General features: G+C 55.5%; 16 protein-coding genes. 1 reads left to right on the top strand and 15 read right to left on the bottom strand.

Going from position 1 to position 16,694, the window contains the following annotated elements; translation table 11 throughout:
* Positions 1-596: 596 nt before the first annotated feature.
* From Mal65_RS01145 to Mal65_RS01135, 3 genes are all read right to left on the bottom strand, one after another.
* Positions 597-938, bottom strand: a complete 342-nt coding sequence (locus Mal65_RS01145; RefSeq protein ID WP_145292889.1) for a DUF6966 domain-containing protein — start codon at positions 936-938, stop codon at positions 597-599.
* A gap of 636 nt (positions 939-1,574) precedes the next feature.
* Positions 1,575-1,817, bottom strand: a complete 243-nt coding sequence (locus Mal65_RS01140) for a hypothetical protein (protein WP_145292887.1) — start codon at positions 1,815-1,817, stop codon at positions 1,575-1,577.
* 129 nt (positions 1,818-1,946) lie between these two features.
* The gene (locus Mal65_RS01135; RefSeq protein WP_145292885.1) at positions 1,947-2,351 is read right to left on the bottom strand and encodes a hypothetical protein; all 405 of its coding nucleotides are present in this window, start codon (positions 2,349-2,351) and stop codon (positions 1,947-1,949) included.
* Between the two features lie 131 nt (positions 2,352-2,482).
* Between Mal65_RS01135 and Mal65_RS01130 the strand changes: the two genes are divergently transcribed.
* Entirely contained in the window at positions 2,483-2,914 is a 432-nt protein-coding gene (locus tag Mal65_RS01130; RefSeq protein WP_145292883.1) for a hypothetical protein, read from the top strand.
* A gap of 659 nt (positions 2,915-3,573) precedes the next feature.
* On the opposite strand, the gene Mal65_RS01125 is transcribed toward Mal65_RS01130, so the two are convergent.
* The 12 genes from Mal65_RS01125 to Mal65_RS01065 form a co-directional block, all read right to left on the bottom strand.
* Positions 3,574-3,876 (bottom strand): hypothetical protein, encoded by a 303-nt coding sequence (locus tag Mal65_RS01125; protein WP_145292881.1) that lies wholly within the window; start codon positions 3,874-3,876, stop codon positions 3,574-3,576.
* Positions 3,877-4,020: 144 nt separating this feature from the next.
* Positions 4,021-4,848: an SLATT domain-containing protein gene (locus tag Mal65_RS01120; RefSeq protein ID WP_165700993.1), complete on the bottom strand. Its 828-nt coding sequence runs from the start codon at positions 4,846-4,848 to the stop codon at positions 4,021-4,023.
* Positions 4,832-5,230, bottom strand: a complete 399-nt coding sequence (locus Mal65_RS01115) for a GIY-YIG nuclease family protein (RefSeq protein WP_145292877.1) — start codon at positions 5,228-5,230, stop codon at positions 4,832-4,834. The genes Mal65_RS01120 and Mal65_RS01115 overlap by 17 nt, the downstream gene beginning before the upstream one ends.
* Before the next feature lie 1,235 nt (positions 5,231-6,465).
* Positions 6,466-6,849 (bottom strand): hypothetical protein, encoded by a 384-nt coding sequence (locus tag Mal65_RS01110; protein ID WP_145292875.1) that lies wholly within the window; start codon positions 6,847-6,849, stop codon positions 6,466-6,468.
* 98 nt (positions 6,850-6,947) lie between these two features.
* A complete protein-coding gene (locus Mal65_RS01105; protein ID WP_145304521.1) occupies positions 6,948-7,373 on the bottom strand; it encodes a hypothetical protein in 426 nt (141 codons plus the stop codon).
* A 685-nt stretch (positions 7,374-8,058) separates the two neighbouring features.
* Positions 8,059-8,484 carry a hypothetical protein gene (locus Mal65_RS01100; RefSeq protein WP_145292873.1) on the bottom strand — a complete coding sequence of 142 codons (426 nt, stop codon included), beginning with the start codon at positions 8,482-8,484 and terminating at the stop codon, positions 8,059-8,061.
* 665 nt (positions 8,485-9,149) lie between these two features.
* Positions 9,150-9,461, bottom strand: coding sequence for a MotA/TolQ/ExbB proton channel family protein (locus tag Mal65_RS27400; protein WP_390621991.1), 312 nt, complete (start codon positions 9,459-9,461; stop codon positions 9,150-9,152).
* A gap of 2,203 nt (positions 9,462-11,664) precedes the next feature.
* Positions 11,665-12,099 carry an ankyrin repeat domain-containing protein gene (locus Mal65_RS01085; protein ID WP_145292801.1) on the bottom strand — a complete coding sequence of 145 codons (435 nt, stop codon included), beginning with the start codon at positions 12,097-12,099 and terminating at the stop codon, positions 11,665-11,667.
* Positions 12,100-12,769: 670 nt separating this feature from the next.
* The gene (locus tag Mal65_RS01080; RefSeq protein WP_145292870.1) at positions 12,770-13,519 is read right to left on the bottom strand and encodes a hypothetical protein; all 750 of its coding nucleotides are present in this window, start codon (positions 13,517-13,519) and stop codon (positions 12,770-12,772) included.
* A 671-nt stretch (positions 13,520-14,190) separates the two neighbouring features.
* The gene (locus Mal65_RS01075) at positions 14,191-14,517 is read right to left on the bottom strand and encodes a hypothetical protein (protein WP_145292868.1); all 327 of its coding nucleotides are present in this window, start codon (positions 14,515-14,517) and stop codon (positions 14,191-14,193) included.
* 172 nt (positions 14,518-14,689) lie between these two features.
* Positions 14,690-14,938, bottom strand: coding sequence for a hypothetical protein (locus Mal65_RS01070; RefSeq protein ID WP_145292866.1), 249 nt, complete (start codon positions 14,936-14,938; stop codon positions 14,690-14,692).
* Positions 14,939-16,209: 1,271 nt separating this feature from the next.
* Entirely contained in the window at positions 16,210-16,632 is a 423-nt protein-coding gene (locus Mal65_RS01065; RefSeq protein WP_145292864.1) for a hypothetical protein, read from the bottom strand.
* Positions 16,633-16,694 lie beyond the last annotated feature (62 nt).

The raw sequence follows: 16,694 nt of genomic DNA, 5'->3' as shown, positions 1-16,694 counted from the left end.
AGTTATCGCTCCGTCTGATTCTCATATTGTGGTGGAGAAAAACTCCATGGCAGAACGTCACGCGTCACCCGGCACGCGCGAGAGATTCTCAATTCCAACACCGCCGGACTCGCGTGCTCGGGTGCACGCGATGGTTCGCCGAATCTTCGACGTGCCTGCCGAGCCCAGCAGCCCATGGCTGTTTTGACGAACATTTGTGCGTCAGTCCCAATAAGCAGTCTCGTTGTCATTCACGGTCAGCGGAAAGTTGTTTGTTTCGCACCATGATTTCAATTGCGGGTGCAATTCAGCCCAGTGGTCCACCAACAATGGTGGAGCAATGCTGCGCCATCGGGGTTCCGTCGGAAGACAAACGTTTGGGCGTCCCATCGGAAAGTCGAGTACAAACGAGCCTCCGTCGTGATGGACGACGAGCTCTTCTTTCCATCGTGGTTCGAAGCGAAATTCCACTGTTGCGGTATCCATCTGCTTCATCGGCGAACGGCAGCGATCACCCGGTCGCCGCGGGCAATTCTCCACTTGAAAACGCGCCGTCGGCGACTCGGCGTGCATCGCATTGTTCTGCCTCTTTGTCAGGAGACATCAAGCAAACCATTTTACGCGAGACCTTCGTTCTCAAGCAACGCACGCGCAACTTCCGGGCGTTCATATGTCCGTGACAGTTCGTATAGCTGGGTTCTCAAGTCATCAAAATCGACGCCGTCAACGTCCCCGTCAACGTACCAGTCATTGAAAGACCCCATTCCACCATAAACCGATCTGATGCGGGATGCTGCGGTATGTTTCTGTTCCCACGTCTCTGCCCCGGTCAATTCTTGTCGCACGGTTTGAAAATGCTTTGACCAGTGACCATTTCCGAGCAATGTCAGGATCTGGTCTAGTTTGCCAATCAGCTGTGAGTCAGCATCGGCGATGATTCGTTGATTGTCATCGTCCATTGTGTTGAGCTTGCCGTCGCAGAAATTCCTCGGTGGCAGAACGGCACGGTTCAGCGGGGCCGCGCGAACGACTTACCACTTGAAAACAGTAACTCGCGGCCTCCGTTGCAACCGATGGTTATCCGCCGTAGTGACTTCACACGTATCGGCTGCACCTAGAACATGCGTTCTGTACGCGGGTTGTAAATGGACGGCTAGCGATTCGGAATGAGTCGACCGGTCGAATGCGAAAGGATCACGATCGAGATCCCAAATACGATGGTGGACCATCCTCGGTACAGAATTGATGAATCGCCCGCAGTGTCTAAGGCTTGAATCAGACCAAGCACAACGAGCACCATGCCGATCAACGCGACCATCAGCATTGCCCACCGCCCTTGCCCAGCGTCTCGAATCCGAGCGGTCGGTGAATCCGGGCGGCGGGACATGTCGGAGTTAGGTCGCATTGGATTTTCAATTGGGAGAGTAATGTTGGACGCGTCAGTCGGATAACGGTGGACATCACGGGGGACGGAGAGTGAACTATCCATTGCAAGAAAAGCGGCAAGCCGTCCTCCCGTGCATGTCATGGTTCGCCGCAATACGGTAGCGCGACGATGCGAAACCATGCTGACGATATTGATCGGTGTCTAGCTATCACGAATTGTCGTCTTTACTGAGAAGGACCAGACAATAGGCTTGAATATCACTTCGCATTATTCCCATGTTTGCAGCACCGACCGGTGTTTCTCGCACAGGTATCCAACCGTCGGCGAGCAGGTCGGGAAGTACTCCCAACGCTTCTGATGGATACGGTTTTTCGCGAGGACGGTCCTTATCGCCGTAGAGATGCCAGCTACCGCCATCTCGGAGTTCAACGACAATGTAGCGGTACTGCATGGATGAGAGCTTCGGTGTGACGGGTACGTGGTGACACATGGGTCGGCGAACGTCAGCCGTAACCGGGCGGCGACGAACGAGTAACCATGTGAATGCGGTCGCCATCGCCGCTCCGTGTTCACGGCATTGTTATGCGTTCTTTCTCATGTCAGCGGTCACCACTGGCAAGGAAAGTTCACCAATTAAAACACCATTTTCTTTGTTGGAGATTTTCAATGTGTAGTCATGTTTCGACATTTCAAAATGGAACTCAGCAACCAGTTGAGCAACACATAGGTCCGTTAGTGTCCTGTGCGGAGTCACGGGAATCTCAGCCGTTGCCGCATGTGTGCCTTCGTAGTCTATCAGTTGAAGAAGGAGGGTCATCGGCGGTTGAAGGTCGTCAGTCTCGATTTGAATTGCCGCAAGACAGTGGTATTCACATGGAAGTGACTGGACATCCGCGTAGGAGTACGCACGAAGAATAGTCATGCGTTGGTTGACAACATCGGCGTAATCAGCCCATGTGGCAAGTTTGAGCTTCGGGGGTTTCATAAGTGATTCTCCATTTATTTTGCACGCATAACGCCGGCAATCAGCGGGCGGCGTGAGTGGACGCCGATTTTAGAAAACGCGATGCACGCCGCTCCGTTGCATTGCTTTGTTCCTGATCCGATAGTTGAAACATGGATACCGAAGTACCAACTGAAACCTTCAGTGTTGAAATGCAAGAACGAATTTCGGCGTACCTAGACGCCGTCGAATCCTCGGCGGACGTCGCTGGCAATTTTGTTCTTGAGCAAACGCCACTTGTCGCTCAGGAGTTTCTGGCGTGGACGTTTTGGGGAAGCGTCATCAACGGTTGCTTGTGGGGAGTCCTCCTGGTCGCACTGGCGGTTCCTGCGGTCAAGCTGCTTCGGTACGCGTGGAAGTTTGACATGAGCGAGAATGGACTGAAGGGTGAGACACCCCCGGCGTCGGTCTTCGCGTTTTTGTTTCTGGTGGTTGTGCTCATTGGTCCAGCCACAGGTGCGATCAGCGAATTCAGGACGGCTGCAAGAACGGCGATCGCACCACGAGTTGTCTTGCTGGAAAAAGTAGCGGACATGCTTCCTTAGGTATCAGGAACGGTCGCGTTAACCGAGCGGGGGCGTGGAAACGTGGTCAGCGAAGCGTCCAAGACGGCTTAACCCCGCTTCGGTTGAACGCATTGTTACACATCGAATCAAGCCGGCAACGTCGCACGGCTTGAAGCATCGAGTTTCTTCATTGTGATGTCGAACAAAGCGTTGCGGGATCGGGGTTGCCGGAGCCGACGGCCAGACACGGAAAGAAGACATCCAGCGGCCGGCGGCGTAGGGTGCCCCGAGACCGCGGTGGAATTCAGGACAGGCCAGGCAACGTAGGACGTTCACGACATCGACCGCGCAACCAACGGTTGAAGCGGCTTGAAGATCGCGACGTTCCGACGCAAACACTTTTCCGGCTTGAAGTATCAGTTGATTCAACGCGTCGGTGCGTGGTGATCGTCTCTGCGTTCAGTCAACATTTCGAATCGGCGAAAGACCGAGCACGACCAATGTGCTTCGCGACACAGCCAATCATGACACCGCATTCGATCTTGATTCACCATCAAAGCCGGCCGACCGCGCATCCGAAAATCAAAGCTTGATGCCGATCAGAGCCAACCCCGCGTAACGGTACGGTTCAGCGGGCCGGGAGAGTTGACTGTCCATTTCCAAAACGCTTGCAAGCCCGGCTCCGTTGCAACCGATGGTTATCCGCAATCTGAGTCATGCGTGATAGTCCGGTACGGATACAGACCGATGGCGACAGCCAACAACAGTAAGCCGAGGCAAACGACGCCGATCACGTCGTACAGAATCGGCGGCAGCCATGCGAAGCGAACGATCAGAAAGCATAGAGAACCAACGATCGCCGCCAGCGCGGGAACAGTGTAAGCGATCAGCGGAGTATGATCATCGCGAGAAACGAAACGTATCGCAGATATCAATGCTGAAATGACAGACAGAGATGCGAGCGCGAGAAGCAGCAGACCAACGCCGATCATCCATCCCACGCTTGTGCCTCTTTGTTCGTGTAGTGATTGGGTGCGGTGAAATGCATTTTAGTCGGATAACGACCGCCGTCACCGGGCGGCGGGAGGAAAACTAACCATCAAAAAACGCGCTGACGCCGCTCCGGTGCACGGCATGGTTCGCCCTCACTCTGAGTTCTGGAGATAAACGGCGATTGGCCCAACGACGGCCAGCAGTGAGAAAAGCAAGTAGTGCCAATAGACGAGCACAAACTCGGCACGGACCTTGAGCATAAACCACCAATTTACGCCGTATTCCTTCCGGTACATTGGAGTCTGCATCTGCATTACGCGAAAGTCGAGGTTCAAGTGGTTGTCAAACCGATCGAGAACCTTCGCGTATTCTTCAGCGGCCCGGTTGTACTGGTCGGTTTTGGGCTCTTCTATCGTGTGCTTGTAAACCGTGCTGCGGATCTTGTTCAAAGCCATCGCACATTCATGGTGTCGATAAGACTGGAGAGCAAAGTCACTTTTACTGAGGATCACGGAATATACGAGTACGCCGACCGCACAAAAGACCTGAAGGAAGGATGAGAACTTCTCAGCTTCTTGTGGAAGCATGTCCAAAGAATCGAAGAGAGTAAGTGCGATCACAGCACACGACATCAAAACCACGGTATAGAGCGATAGGGTTTCGTGCAGCTCGAATCGACGAGCAGCGATAAACCGCGACCGAGCGGTTTTGTCGAGTTTGTCGTGTAGACGCTCGTATTTCTGTGCGACGGTGCCGAAAGTTGAATCGGCGTCATCATCTGCGGCTGGGGCGTCAGAGCCGGGCACAGCGTCGTTTGGATTCGGATCGTCAGACAAAGCTATCCTTGTTGGGCGAACGGCGGCGATCAGCGGGCCGGAAAGGTTGATCTTCCATTCGTGAAATCTTGCAAGTCCGGCTCCGTTGCATCGCATGGTTCGTCGGCAACTGTGCATCGCAAATTCGTCAGGCGTCGTCGTCACCAGTCGCCCAGTTTGCAATGTCGTTGTCTGTGACCGCACGCATGAGTTTGAATCCGCGTTGCGCATTCAGTTTATTTGCAACCGAGTCGTGGCGGTAGATGTGCCGAAATAGACCCTCCAGTTCAGCGATCTCTTCGTCACGAATATTGTCCCAAACCTCAAATACAGAGCAGTGAGTCCAAAGATTGGCTTTCTTGGCGCGGTGGCGTTTGAGACGTGCGCGAATCCCGCCACGCCCACCCGTTGTCATGCCGACATAGACAACGTCGTCGTTGTCGTAGAGCACGTAGATGCCACGCAAGCCTTTGCGCATCGAGTTGATGTCGTCAATCGACACGTACTCGGCGCAACGCTTGATGAGTCTGAGTGGACTTTGTTCCATGTTGAAGCGAAATCTTAGTCCGACGAACGGTAGTGATCAGCGGGGACGGGCGAACGACTTGCAAGCAGACGAGAAAACGGACCACCCGTCCTCCGTTGCATCACATGGTTCGTCGTTGGTTCGGAATGTAAATGGCCCGAACCCAAAAGTACAGATTCTAACACATTGCCAGTGTCACTCGTCGCTATCACTTACATATGTCCCCATAATCACGTACTCGCGATCGTCACGCGTACCGAACTCTCCATCCTCGCCTGCACTGGCCCAAGCCAACGGGCGCCCAAGTCCGCTTAGTTGCCTCAACTCAATTGGGCGATCCCAGGCATCGACACCACTAAGCAACATTCGAGTGCCGTACTCGTATGAATGTGGCGTGAGCAACTCTGGCCGCGCCCAATCTGTTTGCGCAACAAATTCCTGCAGATCGCGCAACGATTGTGGGTGAGTTCCGCGTTCCTCGTAGAAATCTAGCGACGCGGCTTGGCACACGCGAAGTAACACATCAGTCTGAGCAGGCCGGACATCGTGCCCACGGGAACAGCCAAGCATGCTCGCGGCAGCAAGAAGGAAGAATGCACATTCAGGTCGCATCTACGGCTCAATAAAAAGATTCAAAATGCGAATAGAGCCCAACCGATCCATGCGGCTATCCGTTGTCGACGAACGTTACGCGTAACCGGGAACGCGCGGAAAAGTTTCTAACGGCCAAATCGCTTAGCTCGCGTTCTCCGGTTCACGCGATGGTTATCCGTCCGTATTGGAGTACGCATCGTTAGCAGTGTAGTTTACACATTTTGGCACTCGGCGCAATACCACGCAAGTTAAGTACGCGCCAAGAGTCCCGACGACAAACGCGAAAGCGATCCCGAGAGCCGTCGCAATCCAGGGCTCAACAAACACCACCGTCGGACCGTTCGCGTTCTCGTTCAGTTGTCCAGTACTCAGTCCCATTGCAATCGTGCGTATTGTTAAAAATGTCAGTACGACACCAATCGCGAGAAAGACAGAGACGACAGCAATAAGCACGCCCGGCTTCAACGTTCGGACGCACTCGTTGACCTCGTCGATCGTGGATGGCGAATAGGGGTTAGTCATACGCGGGAGCGAACTTCAGTCGGATAACGGTACGGATCACCGGGCGGCGGGAGAACGGCAACCACTTGTGAAAACTGACCACCGCCGCTCCGTGTGCATCCGGTGGTTATCCGCCCGCATGGGAACGCCAAGGTATCCGGTCAAAACCACTGGTCGTAGACAGTGAAATGGCAATCGGGGAATTCGTCTTTCATGGCAGCAACGCCATCGGGAGTAAGCGATGTTGCGTACAGTTCGATGTACCGTAAGCCGTCCACGCTGTGGATTATAGGGTAAAGAAGCGCGACGTTGCTGTCGTCTAGTTCCGGGCAGACGAACCGAACGCGATAGTCGTAATGGAACCAGAGAGGGTACCCGGACCATTCATTTTCGGCGAAAACGGTTTCGCAGCGTGCTTGAGCATCGGCGTAAACACGCGCCGGACCAAACCATGCGATTTGAAGGAGCAGATAAGCAGCCAGCGGAATCGAGAGCAAGGTAACAACGGCAAGCGACGAGAGTACGTTTTTGCGTCGATCACTCATCGAGCATCGTCAGTCGGATAACGGCCGCCGTCACCGGGTACGGCGAGTTGATTTTCCATATGTAAACGCGCGATGCCGTACTCCGGTGCACGGCATGGTTACCCGCCATTTTGGATCGCTGGGGTTGAATCGAGCGTTTGACGTACCCAATCCGCGTACCGGCGAATATAGTTCCGGTCTGACGCTGACGCCACGGTTGCCGCCTCGGCCATTCGGGCAGGTGAAAACCGAATCGCCATCGACAGCTGATCTTTGAATTGTTCAGAGAACCGCCCGTCAATCAGACGGTCAATAATGGCGTCGACCATCCGCTTGGATTGGTCGTCAGTTGGTGGATGGTTCTTGAAATAGCGACAGAGTTTTGCGCGAGCGCGATTGTGCCACATGCCAAAACTCTCCGCAGCAACAAATTCAACGGCGCGAGATGTTGCCTCGAGATCGCCAAGTTTGACTGCAGCAACAAGTGAATGAAGTTCCGTTTTGGTCAGCGATCGAATCCAGAGTGCGGCGAATGATGGTCGCATTGTCGACTCAGTGCGCGGCATACATTTCAGTCGGGTAACGGTCGCGTTAACCGAGCGGGGGCTTGGAAACGTGGTCAGCGAAGCGTCTAAGACGGCTCAACCCCGCTTCGGTTGAACGCATTGTTACACATCGAATCAAGCCGGCAACGTCGCACGGCTCGAAGCATCGTGTTTCTTCCGTTCGAAGCCGACCAAAGCGTTGCGGGATCGGGGTTTCCGAAGCCGGCGGCCAGACACGAAAAGAAGACATCCAGCGGCCGACGGCGAAGGGTGCCCCGAGACCGCGGCGGAATTCCAGACGAGTCAAGCAACGTAGCACATTCACCAAATCGACCGCGCCAACAACGCTTGAACCGGCTTGAAGATCGCGACGTTCCGACGCAAACAGACTCACGGCTTGAACTGCCAATCGATTCAAAGCGTCGGTACGTGGTGATCGTCTCTGCGTTCAGTCAACATTGCGAATCGGCGAAAGACCGAGCACGGCCAATGTGTTCAGCGACACAGGCAAACATGACACCGCATTCGATCTCGATTCACCATCAACGCCGGCCGACCGCGCACCCGAAAGTCAAAGCCTGATGCCGATCAGAGCGGACCCCGTGTAACGTCCGCCGTCACCGGGCGGCGAGAGCAAAACTTTCCATCAGAAAACACGCTGACGCCGCTCCGGTGCACGGAATTGTTATCCGCCAACATTATTCACCCGCTTGTTTACGACAAGCGATTGGAATTTAGTCCAGACGTCGTCGCCGGGACCGTCGAATATACGTTTCATGCACCATGCGAGCGGGTAGATCTTACCGCCATCCCAATGAAGTGGGAATGCATCTTCGCCGAAGCTTTCGCAGTCTCGTTCCCATTTTGCAGGTCCGAAATCGCGTTGAATCACAGTGACGATGTAGGCAGCGAATTCGAGGGCGACGCCCGTCATCCCCTCGTCGGATTCAGATTCGACGTACGCGAGATGCATCTCGGACAATATCGTTTCAACGTGCCACACTGAATCGGGGGTGAAGTCCAGCGTCAACGAAAAATGATCGCGTGCGATTGTTTGGGCAAGTTCACACAAGTGAGCTTGGATGTCAGCGGCTGCCGGGCGTTTGGTCATGAATCTTAGTCGGATAACGGCGGCGTTAACCGAGCGGGGGCGTGGAAACGTGGTCAGCGAAGCGTCCAAGACGGCTCAACCCCGCTTCGGTTGAACGCATTGTTACACATCGAATCAAGCCGGCAACGTCGCACGGTTTGAAGCATCGAGTTTCTTCCTGTCGAAGTCGGCCAAAGCGTGGCGGGATCGGGGTTGCCGGAGCCGGCGGCCAGACACGTAAAGAAGACACCCAGCGGCCGGCGGCGTAGGGAGCCCCGAGACCGCGGTTGAATCCATGACGAATCAGGCAACGTAGCACATTCACCAAATCGACCGCGGCAACAACGCTTGAACCGGCTTGAAGATCGCGACGTTCCGACGCAAATACTTTGGCGGATGGAAGCATCAATCGATTCAATGCGTCGGTACGTGGTGATCGTCTCAGCATTCAGTCAACGTTGCGAAGCGGCGAAAGACTGAGCACGACCAATGTGTTTCGCGACACAGCCAATCATGACACCGCAATCGATCTTGATTAACTATCAAAGTCGGCCGACCGCGCACCCGAAAGCCAAAGCCTGATGCCGATCAGAGCCAACCCCGTGTAACGGCACGCATCAGCGGGCCGGGAAGGTTGGTGTTCCATTCGTGAAAACTCGCAAGCCCGGCTCCGTTGCATGCGATGGTTACCCGCCGTCGTGGTCTTGCGCGGTGCGAATCGGATTTGCAGTGAGGCCGATTGTAAGCGGTTGACGCATACGCCGCCAGCAAATTAACCACACTACAGCAGCCACAAGCGCAATCGGAATCAGCAACATGCCAGTAGTTAGCGAGCGATTCATGGAGTCAGAAAGTTCAGCTGGTGAAACAGGCTGGGTGCCGGATGCAATTGCGTCGAATGATCGCATCATGCTCAGAACCGTACCGAGTGCCGACCCGACCATGCAAGCGAAAAACGCCAATGCAGCAACCGTTTTCAGTCGGCGAGTTGGGCGCATCAAATCTCGCCCACGAACGTCAATAGACGCGTCACGGGCAGCACGGCAAGGACTTGCGTTTTCAGAATTCACAACTTCAGTCGGGTAACGTCACGCGTCACCCGGCACGCGCGAGAGATTCTCAATTCCAACACCGCCGGACTCGCGTGCTCGGGTGCACGCGATGGTTCGCCGAATCTTCGACGTGCCTGCCGAGCCCAGCAGCCCATGGCTGTTTTGACGAACATTTGTGCGTCAGTCCCAATAAGCAGTCTCGTTGTCATTCACGGTCAGCGGAAAGTTGTTTGTTTCGCACCATGATTTCAATTGCGGGTGCAATTCAGCCCAGTGGTCCACCAACAATGGTGGAGCAATGCTGCGCCATCGGGGTTCCGTCGGAAGACAAACGTTTGGGCGTCCCATCGGAAAGTCGAGTACAAACGAGCCTCCGTCGTGATGGACGACGAGCTCTTCTTTCCATCGTGGTTCGAAGCGAAATTCCACTGTTGCGGTATCCATCTGCTTCATCGGCGAACGGCACGGTTCAGCGGGGCCGCGCGAACGACTTACCACTTGAAAACAGTAACTCGCGGCCTCCGTTGCAACCGATGGTTATCCGCCGTAGTGACTTCACACGTATCGGCTGCACCTAGAACATGCGTTCTGTACGCGGGTTGTAAATGGACGGCTAGCGATTCGGAATGAGTCGACCGGTCGAATGCGAAAGGATCACGATCGAGATCCCAAATACGATGGTGGACCATCCTCGGTACAGAATTGATGAATCGCCCGCAGTGTCTAAGGCTTGAATCAGACCAAGCACAACGAGCACCATGCCGATCAACGCGACCATCAGCATTGCCCACCGCCCTTGCCCAGCGTCTCGAATCCGAGCGGTCGGTGAATCCGGGCGGCGGGACATGTCGGAGTTAGGTCGCATTGGATTTTCAATTGGGAGAGTAATGTTGGACGCGTCAGTCGGATAACGTCCGCCGTCACCGGGCGGCGAGAGAAAACCAACCATCAGGAAACGCGTTGACGCCGCTCCGGTGCACGGCATGGTTCGCCGCTCTCTGATTGCGGTGTAAGAAAGTGAACGCAGTCAGACCGGAACCAAACGTAACCAAGGCCGATCGTCACCGAACAATATACCACGATTGATGCGGGATGCGCCCCTGCGGCAAGCAGCCGAGGCGTGTCGAGAAAGCGGTCGCCCGACAGCCAAGCCAATGCGAGGTAGCCGCCATTCGCGATTAAGCAAAAGTCAGCGATAAACCACGCCCAGCGTTTGCGCACAATTGTTGCAGCAACTAGGGGTACAGCGATACCGAGCAATGGACCAGCCCACAGGGTCACAAGTGGGTGCGGATCAGGCGAATGCAAGCTATACGGCATGCGCCACGGTGCGAGATCGAAGTCGGTCAACGTCGCACCGCAAGTCATGCCGCCGACAATGTGTCCGCATTCGTGTGTGAAGGTCATCACAACCCAAGCTGCCACAAGTAGTGAAGCGAAGATGATGTAGCGACGTATCAATCAGCGTGACCAGTAGAGTATCGGTACATGTCGGCGAACGGTCGCGTTAACCGAGCGGGGGCGTGGAAACGTGGTCAGCGAAGCGTCCAAGACGGCTCAACCCCGCTTCGGTTGAACGCATTGTTACACATCGAATCAAGCCGGCAACGTCGCACGGTTTGAAGCATCGAGTTTCTTCCTGTCGAAGTCGGCCAAAGCGTGGCGGGATCGGGGTTGCCGGAGCCGGCGGCCAGACACGTAAAGAAGACACCCAGCGGCCGGCGGCGTAGGGAGCCCCGAGACCGCGGTTGAATCCATGACGAATCAGGCAACGTAGCACATTCACCGAATCGACCGCGCAAACACCGCTCGAACCGGCTTGAAGATCGCGACGTTCCGACGCAAACAAAGTCAAAGCTTGAAGCATCAATCGATTCAAAGCGTCGGTACGTGGTGATCGTCTCTGCGTTCAGTCAACATTGCAAAGCGGCTATTGTCCGAGCACGACCAATGTGTTTAGCGACACGGTCAAACATGACACCGCATTCTAACTTCAATCACCATCGAAGCCGGCCGACCGCGCACACGAAAATCAAAGCCTGATGCCGATCAGAGCCGACCCCGTGTAACGGTAGCGATATGCGGGCGGCGGCGAGTGATTTAGTCATCGCGAAAACGGTGACCACCGCCGCTCCGTATCATCGCATGGTTACCCGCCCCCATGGTAGTGGAATCGAGTGCGGGCCACATCAAGCAATAGATCGTAGACTTGGCGACCATCGGGACGTTTCCGACGTTCTGCTCGGTGAAGTGGTGTAAGTTGCATCCCCCCTGGAATCAGCGGGTTCGCCCCGGAATCGAGCAGAGTCTTTGCCATCGAGAGAGAGCATTCCTGGGCAACATGTCCGAGTGGTGTGTCACCAGCGGTCGCCTCGTCAATCGCATTTACATCGGCTCCGTTTGCAATCAGGAACCGCACGATGTCAACGTGTTCGCCGGCAGCGGCGTAGTGCAATGGAGTTAGCGCGAGATCAGAGTCTTTTGCGTTCACGTCTCGACCGTCAGCCAAAAGCGATTGAACTGCGGCAAGGTCGCCGTCACCGGCGGCAAAGTGCAAGCGTTCGAGTTCGAGCCAGTCGTCCATACTTCAGTCGGGTAACGGTCGCGTTAACCGAGCGGGGGCTTGGAAACGTGGTCAGCGAAGCGTCTAAGACGGCTCAACCCCGCTTCGGTTGAACGCATTGTTACACATCGAATCAAGCCGGCAACGTCGCACGGCTCGAAGCATCGTGTTTCTTCCGTTCGAAGCCGACCAAAGCGTTGCGGGATCGGGGTTTCCGAAGCCGGCGGCCAGACACGAAAAGAAGACATCCAGCGGCCGACGGCGAAGGGTGCCCCGAGACCGCGGCGGAATTCCAGACGAGTCAAGCAACGTAGCACATTCACCAAATCGACCGCGCCAACAACGCTTGAACCGGCTTGAAGATCGCGACGTTCCGACGCAAACAGACTCACGGCTTGAACTGCCAATCGATTCAAAGCGTCGGTACGTGGTGATCGTCTCTGCGTTCAGTCAACATTGCGAATCGGCGAAAGACCGAGCACGGCCAATGTGTTCAGCGACACAGGCAAACATGACACCGCATTCGATCTCGATTCACCATCAACGCCGGCCGACCGCGCACCCGAAAGTCAAAGCCTGATGCCGATCAGAGCGGACCCCGTGTAACGTCCGCGATAACCGAGTCGCGGCGGTTGATTTTCCATTGTCAAAAACGGCGACTCCGCGACTTCGGTTCATCGCATGGTTCGCCCTATCCTTGGTTGAAGTGTTCAGCCAGCCATTTTACCGCCTGTGTACCCATCGTGGGATGCCGCGATAGTTGCGTGTAGTGATCCAGCAATTGTTCCTTCGGTTCGCCGAGACGCACAAGCGCATCAATGCACCAAATCGCGTCATGAGTCACCCAATTGCAACCTGAATTCGAGACCATCAGGTCGGGTGACCGCCAAATCTGATTAATCGCGTCGTTGAGTGTTGGAACCGTGTCGTTTGATTTCGTGATCCAGCAACCCTGGAAGTAGTTCGCCCTGGTGCCGATCTCTGAGTTCTCTATACGGTCGCAAAGAAATGCCACGGCTTCGTTTGTTGGCAAAGACATTGCGACGGGCATCGCGATGGTTGACCACACTAGGTCGTTTCCGTTGTCAACGATGAATCGCAACATCTTCGCGAAGTTGCGGCCACGGTAATGACAGAAGGATTGACAAAAGTCGAGCTTCTCCGCGTCGGACCACGACGCCCAATCCGTCGAAAGCTGACGGTGCGAAATCGTCGCCGATCCATCTCGGAATCGTGAGTCAAGTAATGCGTTTGTGCCATCGGGACGCCGATACTCTCGGGACCACTGCGTTTCCCGGGCAAGCCGCGTCCCTTCAAGCAAAGCGGCGAAGTCATCTTTCCGCTTACTGGTGAAAGGCCACATGTCGCGAGATTTCTTTTGTGGGCGAACGGCGGCGTTAACCGAGCGGGGGCGTGGAAACGTGGTCAGCGAAGCGTCCAAGACGGCTCAACCCCGCTTCGGTTGAACGCATTGTTACACATCGAATCAAGCCGACAACGTCGCACAGCCTGAAGCATCCAGTTTCTTCATCGTGACGTCGGCCAAAGCATTGCGGGATCGGGGTTGCCGGAGCCGGCGGCCAGACACGTAAAGAAGACATCCAGCGGCCGGCGGCGTAGGGAGCCCCGAGACCGCGGTGGAATTCAGGTCGAGTCAGGCAACGTAGCACATTCACCAAATTGACCGCGCAAACAACGCTCGAACCGGCTTGAAGATCGCGACGTTCCGACGCAAAGACTTTGCCGGCTTGAAGTGTCAGTTGATTCAAAGCGTCGGTACGTGGTGATCGTCTCTGCATTGAGTCAACATTGTGATGCGGACATCGACCGATCACGGCCAAAGCGTTTCACGACAAAGCCACGCATCTCACCGCATTCGATCTTGATTCACCACCAAAGCCGGCCGACCGCGCAAACGAACATCAAAGCTTGATGCCGATCAGAGCCAACACCGTGTAACGTCCGCCGTCACCGGGCGGCGAGAGTAGAATTAACCATCAAGAAAACGCACTGACGCCGCTCCGGTGCACGGCATGGTTCGCCGCCTTTGTGCGTCTTGTGTGCCGTAACCAACTTGAGGCTGAATGCGGCATCACGGACCGGGACGCGGCCCTATTCGCCGACGAATGATCCGTCGGGTGCCATGATGAACGAATCGGTGGCATCGGGCAAGTGAATGGGCAGAATCCGAAACAATCGTCGCTGTGGTTCGGTCGAGATGTCGCCGCAGACGCGAATGTCACCACCACGTTTGTCATCCCAGAAGACGTTGAATTCCAACTGGTATTCGGTGCCATCGCCGAATACGCCTTCGGTGTGGTGCAGACAGTCATGTGCTTTGCGGGTCCGGTCGATCTCCGCAGCGAGAGTGTCGTACGACCAATCGCGAAACTCGGCGAGGCGGTCGGCAAGGACTTTGCGTTTGTCGTCAGCGTCCATCTTGCGTCGGCGAACGGTTACGATCAGCCGGCGGCGACGGAAGACTCACCACTTCAAAAACGCCCGACTTCGCCGCTCGGTTGCATCGTTTGGTTCGTCGCTTCCGAACTCATGGAGCAAAAAGCAAAACGGATCGTCCACGAGTACGCTTTCGGCGGCTGACGCAGATTGTTCACGTTTCATCCTCCGCCAGTTCAACGAAATTTTCGGTATGGTATCCGGAAAACAATTGGCCCGTCTGATGGTCGGCAACGACGCAATGCCCTGTCATGTTCGGGATCTCGCCGAAGAAGATGTAAGTACGGGAATCCGTGAATGGATATTTCGCGTGGTAGTCGCTTGGGACAGAGCCGAAGTCGAAACGCACCAGGCTTAGGTAACGTGGGCAATTTGCAGACGATGAGTCACCAGCTTCAGTCATAGAGCGTTGTGGAGTTCCTGTGCATTGTCGACGAACGGCGGCGTTAACCGAGCGGGGGCGCGGAAACGTGGTCAGCGAAGCGTCCAAAACGGCTCAACCCCGCTTCGGTTGAACGCATTGTTACACATCGAATCAAGCCGGCAACGTCGCACGGCTTGAAGCATCGAGTTTCTTCATTGTGATGTCGAACAAAGCGTTGCGGGATCGGGGTTGCCGGAGCCGACGGCCAGACACGTAAAGAAGACATCCAGCGGCCGGCGGCGTAGGGAGCCCCGAGACCGCGGTGGAATTCAGGTCGAGTCAGGCAACGTAGCACATTCACCAAATTGACCGCGCAAACAACGCCGGAACCGGCTTGAAGATCGCGACGTTCCGACGCAAAGACTTTGCCGGCTTGAAGTGTCAGTTGATTCAAAGCGTCGGTACGTGGTGATCGTCTCTGCATTCAGTCAACATTGTGATGCGGCGAAAGACCGAGCACGACCAATGCGTTCGGCGACAAATCCAATCATGACACCGCGTTCGATCTTCATTCACCATCAAAGCCGGCCGACCGCGCACCCGAAAGTCAAAGCCTGATGCCGATCAGAGCGGACCCCGTGTAACGGCGGCGTTAACCGAGCGGGGGCGTGGGAACGTGGTCAGCGAAGCGTCCAAGACGGCACAACCCCGCTTCGGTTGAACGCATTGTTACACATCGAATCAAGCCGGCAACGTCGCACGGCTTGAAGCATCGAGTTTTTTCTTTGTGATGTCGACCAAAGCGTGGCGGGATCGGGGTTTCCGAAGCCGGCGGCCAGACACGAAAAGAAGACATCCAGCGGCCGGCGGCGTAGGGTGCCCCGAGACCGCGGTGGAATTCCAGACGAGTCAAGCAACGTAGCACATTCACCAAATCGACCGCGGCAACAACGCTTGAACCGGCTTGAAGATCGCGACGTTCCGACGCAAATACTTTGGCGGATGGAAGCATCAATCGATTCAATGCGTCGGTACGTGGTGATCGTCTCAGCATTCAGTCAACGTTGCGAAGCGGCGAAAGACTGAGCACGACCAATGTGTTTCGCGACACAGCCAATCATGACACCGCAATCGATCTTGATTAACTATCAAAGTCGGCCGACCGCGCACCCGAAAGCCAAAGCCTGATGCCGATCAGAGCCAACCCCGTGTAACGCTACGGATCACGCGGTCGCCGCGCGAGATCTTCCACCTCAAAAACGACGACTCGGCGACTCGTCGTGCATCCGATTGTTCCCCGCAATCCTCCGTTACCGCAAAGTCAGCTTAGCATCTTTGTGAATTGAGATGGTTTCGTCGCGAAATGTGTCGATGTCCGACGGAGGTTCACCATCGTAGGTCACGATGGCGTCGAAGTGTTTTGCGAGTGTGTAGGACAGGACCATCGCGCAGGTGCATTCGGCCATGTCGCCACCCCAGCGAAAGACCAAGCAGCAGTCGCGATCACCGATCATCTCACGGAATTGTTCAAGCAGATCGGTGGAGTCGTCAAAGTCAATTTCAACACCCGATTCGACACCACAGATCGTGCAGGGAACGAACCCGACAGCGGTTGCTATGTCAGTCGCTGGGTCCAGCGTTAATGCGAATGGAGTCTCTCCAATTGCAGCCTGGAGCGACTTGGCGGTCGGCAATGTGTTGCGGCGGAGAAATGCAAATTGCTCGTTTGACATTGGCGTGCGTTCAGATGCTGCGGATTTTACGCCGGGGAACGGTCGCGTTAACCGAGCGGGGG

The organism is Crateriforma conspicua, from assembly GCF_007752935.1.
Lineage (GTDB): Bacteria > Planctomycetota > Planctomycetia > Pirellulales > Pirellulaceae > Crateriforma > Crateriforma conspicua.
The sequence above is the reverse complement of the archived record's forward strand: the minus strand, read 5'-3'. Positions and strand labels throughout refer to the sequence as shown.

Bases quoted from the DNA above. Each gene is read 5' to 3' on its own strand.
- Mal65_RS01145 (WP_145292889.1), bottom strand. From the start codon at position 938: ATGGACGATGACAATCAACGAATCATCGCCGATGCTGACTCACAGCTG.
- Mal65_RS01140 (WP_145292887.1), bottom strand. From the start codon at position 1,817: ATGCAGTACCGCTACATTGTCGTTGAACTCCGAGATGGCGGTAGCTGG.
- Mal65_RS01135 (WP_145292885.1), bottom strand. From the start codon at position 2,351: ATGAAACCCCCGAAGCTCAAACTTGCCACATGGGCTGATTACGCCGAT.
- Mal65_RS01130 (WP_145292883.1), top strand. From the start codon at position 2,483: ATGGATACCGAAGTACCAACTGAAACCTTCAGTGTTGAAATGCAAGAA.
- Mal65_RS01115 (WP_145292877.1), bottom strand. From the start codon at position 5,230: ATGGAACAAAGTCCACTCAGACTCATCAAGCGTTGCGCCGAGTACGTG.
- Mal65_RS01110 (WP_145292875.1), bottom strand. From the start codon at position 6,849: ATGAGTGATCGACGCAAAAACGTACTCTCGTCGCTTGCCGTTGTTACC.
- Mal65_RS01105 (WP_145304521.1), bottom strand. From the start codon at position 7,373: ATGCGACCATCATTCGCCGCACTCTGGATTCGATCGCTGACCAAAACG.
- Mal65_RS01100 (WP_145292873.1), bottom strand. From the start codon at position 8,484: ATGACCAAACGCCCGGCAGCCGCTGACATCCAAGCTCACTTGTGTGAA.
- Mal65_RS27400 (WP_390621991.1), bottom strand. From the start codon at position 9,461: ATGCGCCCAACTCGCCGACTGAAAACGGTTGCTGCATTGGCGTTTTTC.
- Mal65_RS01085 (WP_145292801.1), bottom strand. From the start codon at position 12,099: ATGGACGACTGGCTCGAACTCGAACGCTTGCACTTTGCCGCCGGTGAC.
- Mal65_RS01075 (WP_145292868.1), bottom strand. From the start codon at position 14,517: ATGGACGCTGACGACAAACGCAAAGTCCTTGCCGACCGCCTCGCCGAG.
- Mal65_RS01070 (WP_145292866.1), bottom strand. From the start codon at position 14,938: ATGACTGAAGCTGGTGACTCATCGTCTGCAAATTGCCCACGTTACCTA.
- Mal65_RS01065 (WP_145292864.1), bottom strand. From the start codon at position 16,632: ATGTCAAACGAGCAATTTGCATTTCTCCGCCGCAACACATTGCCGACC.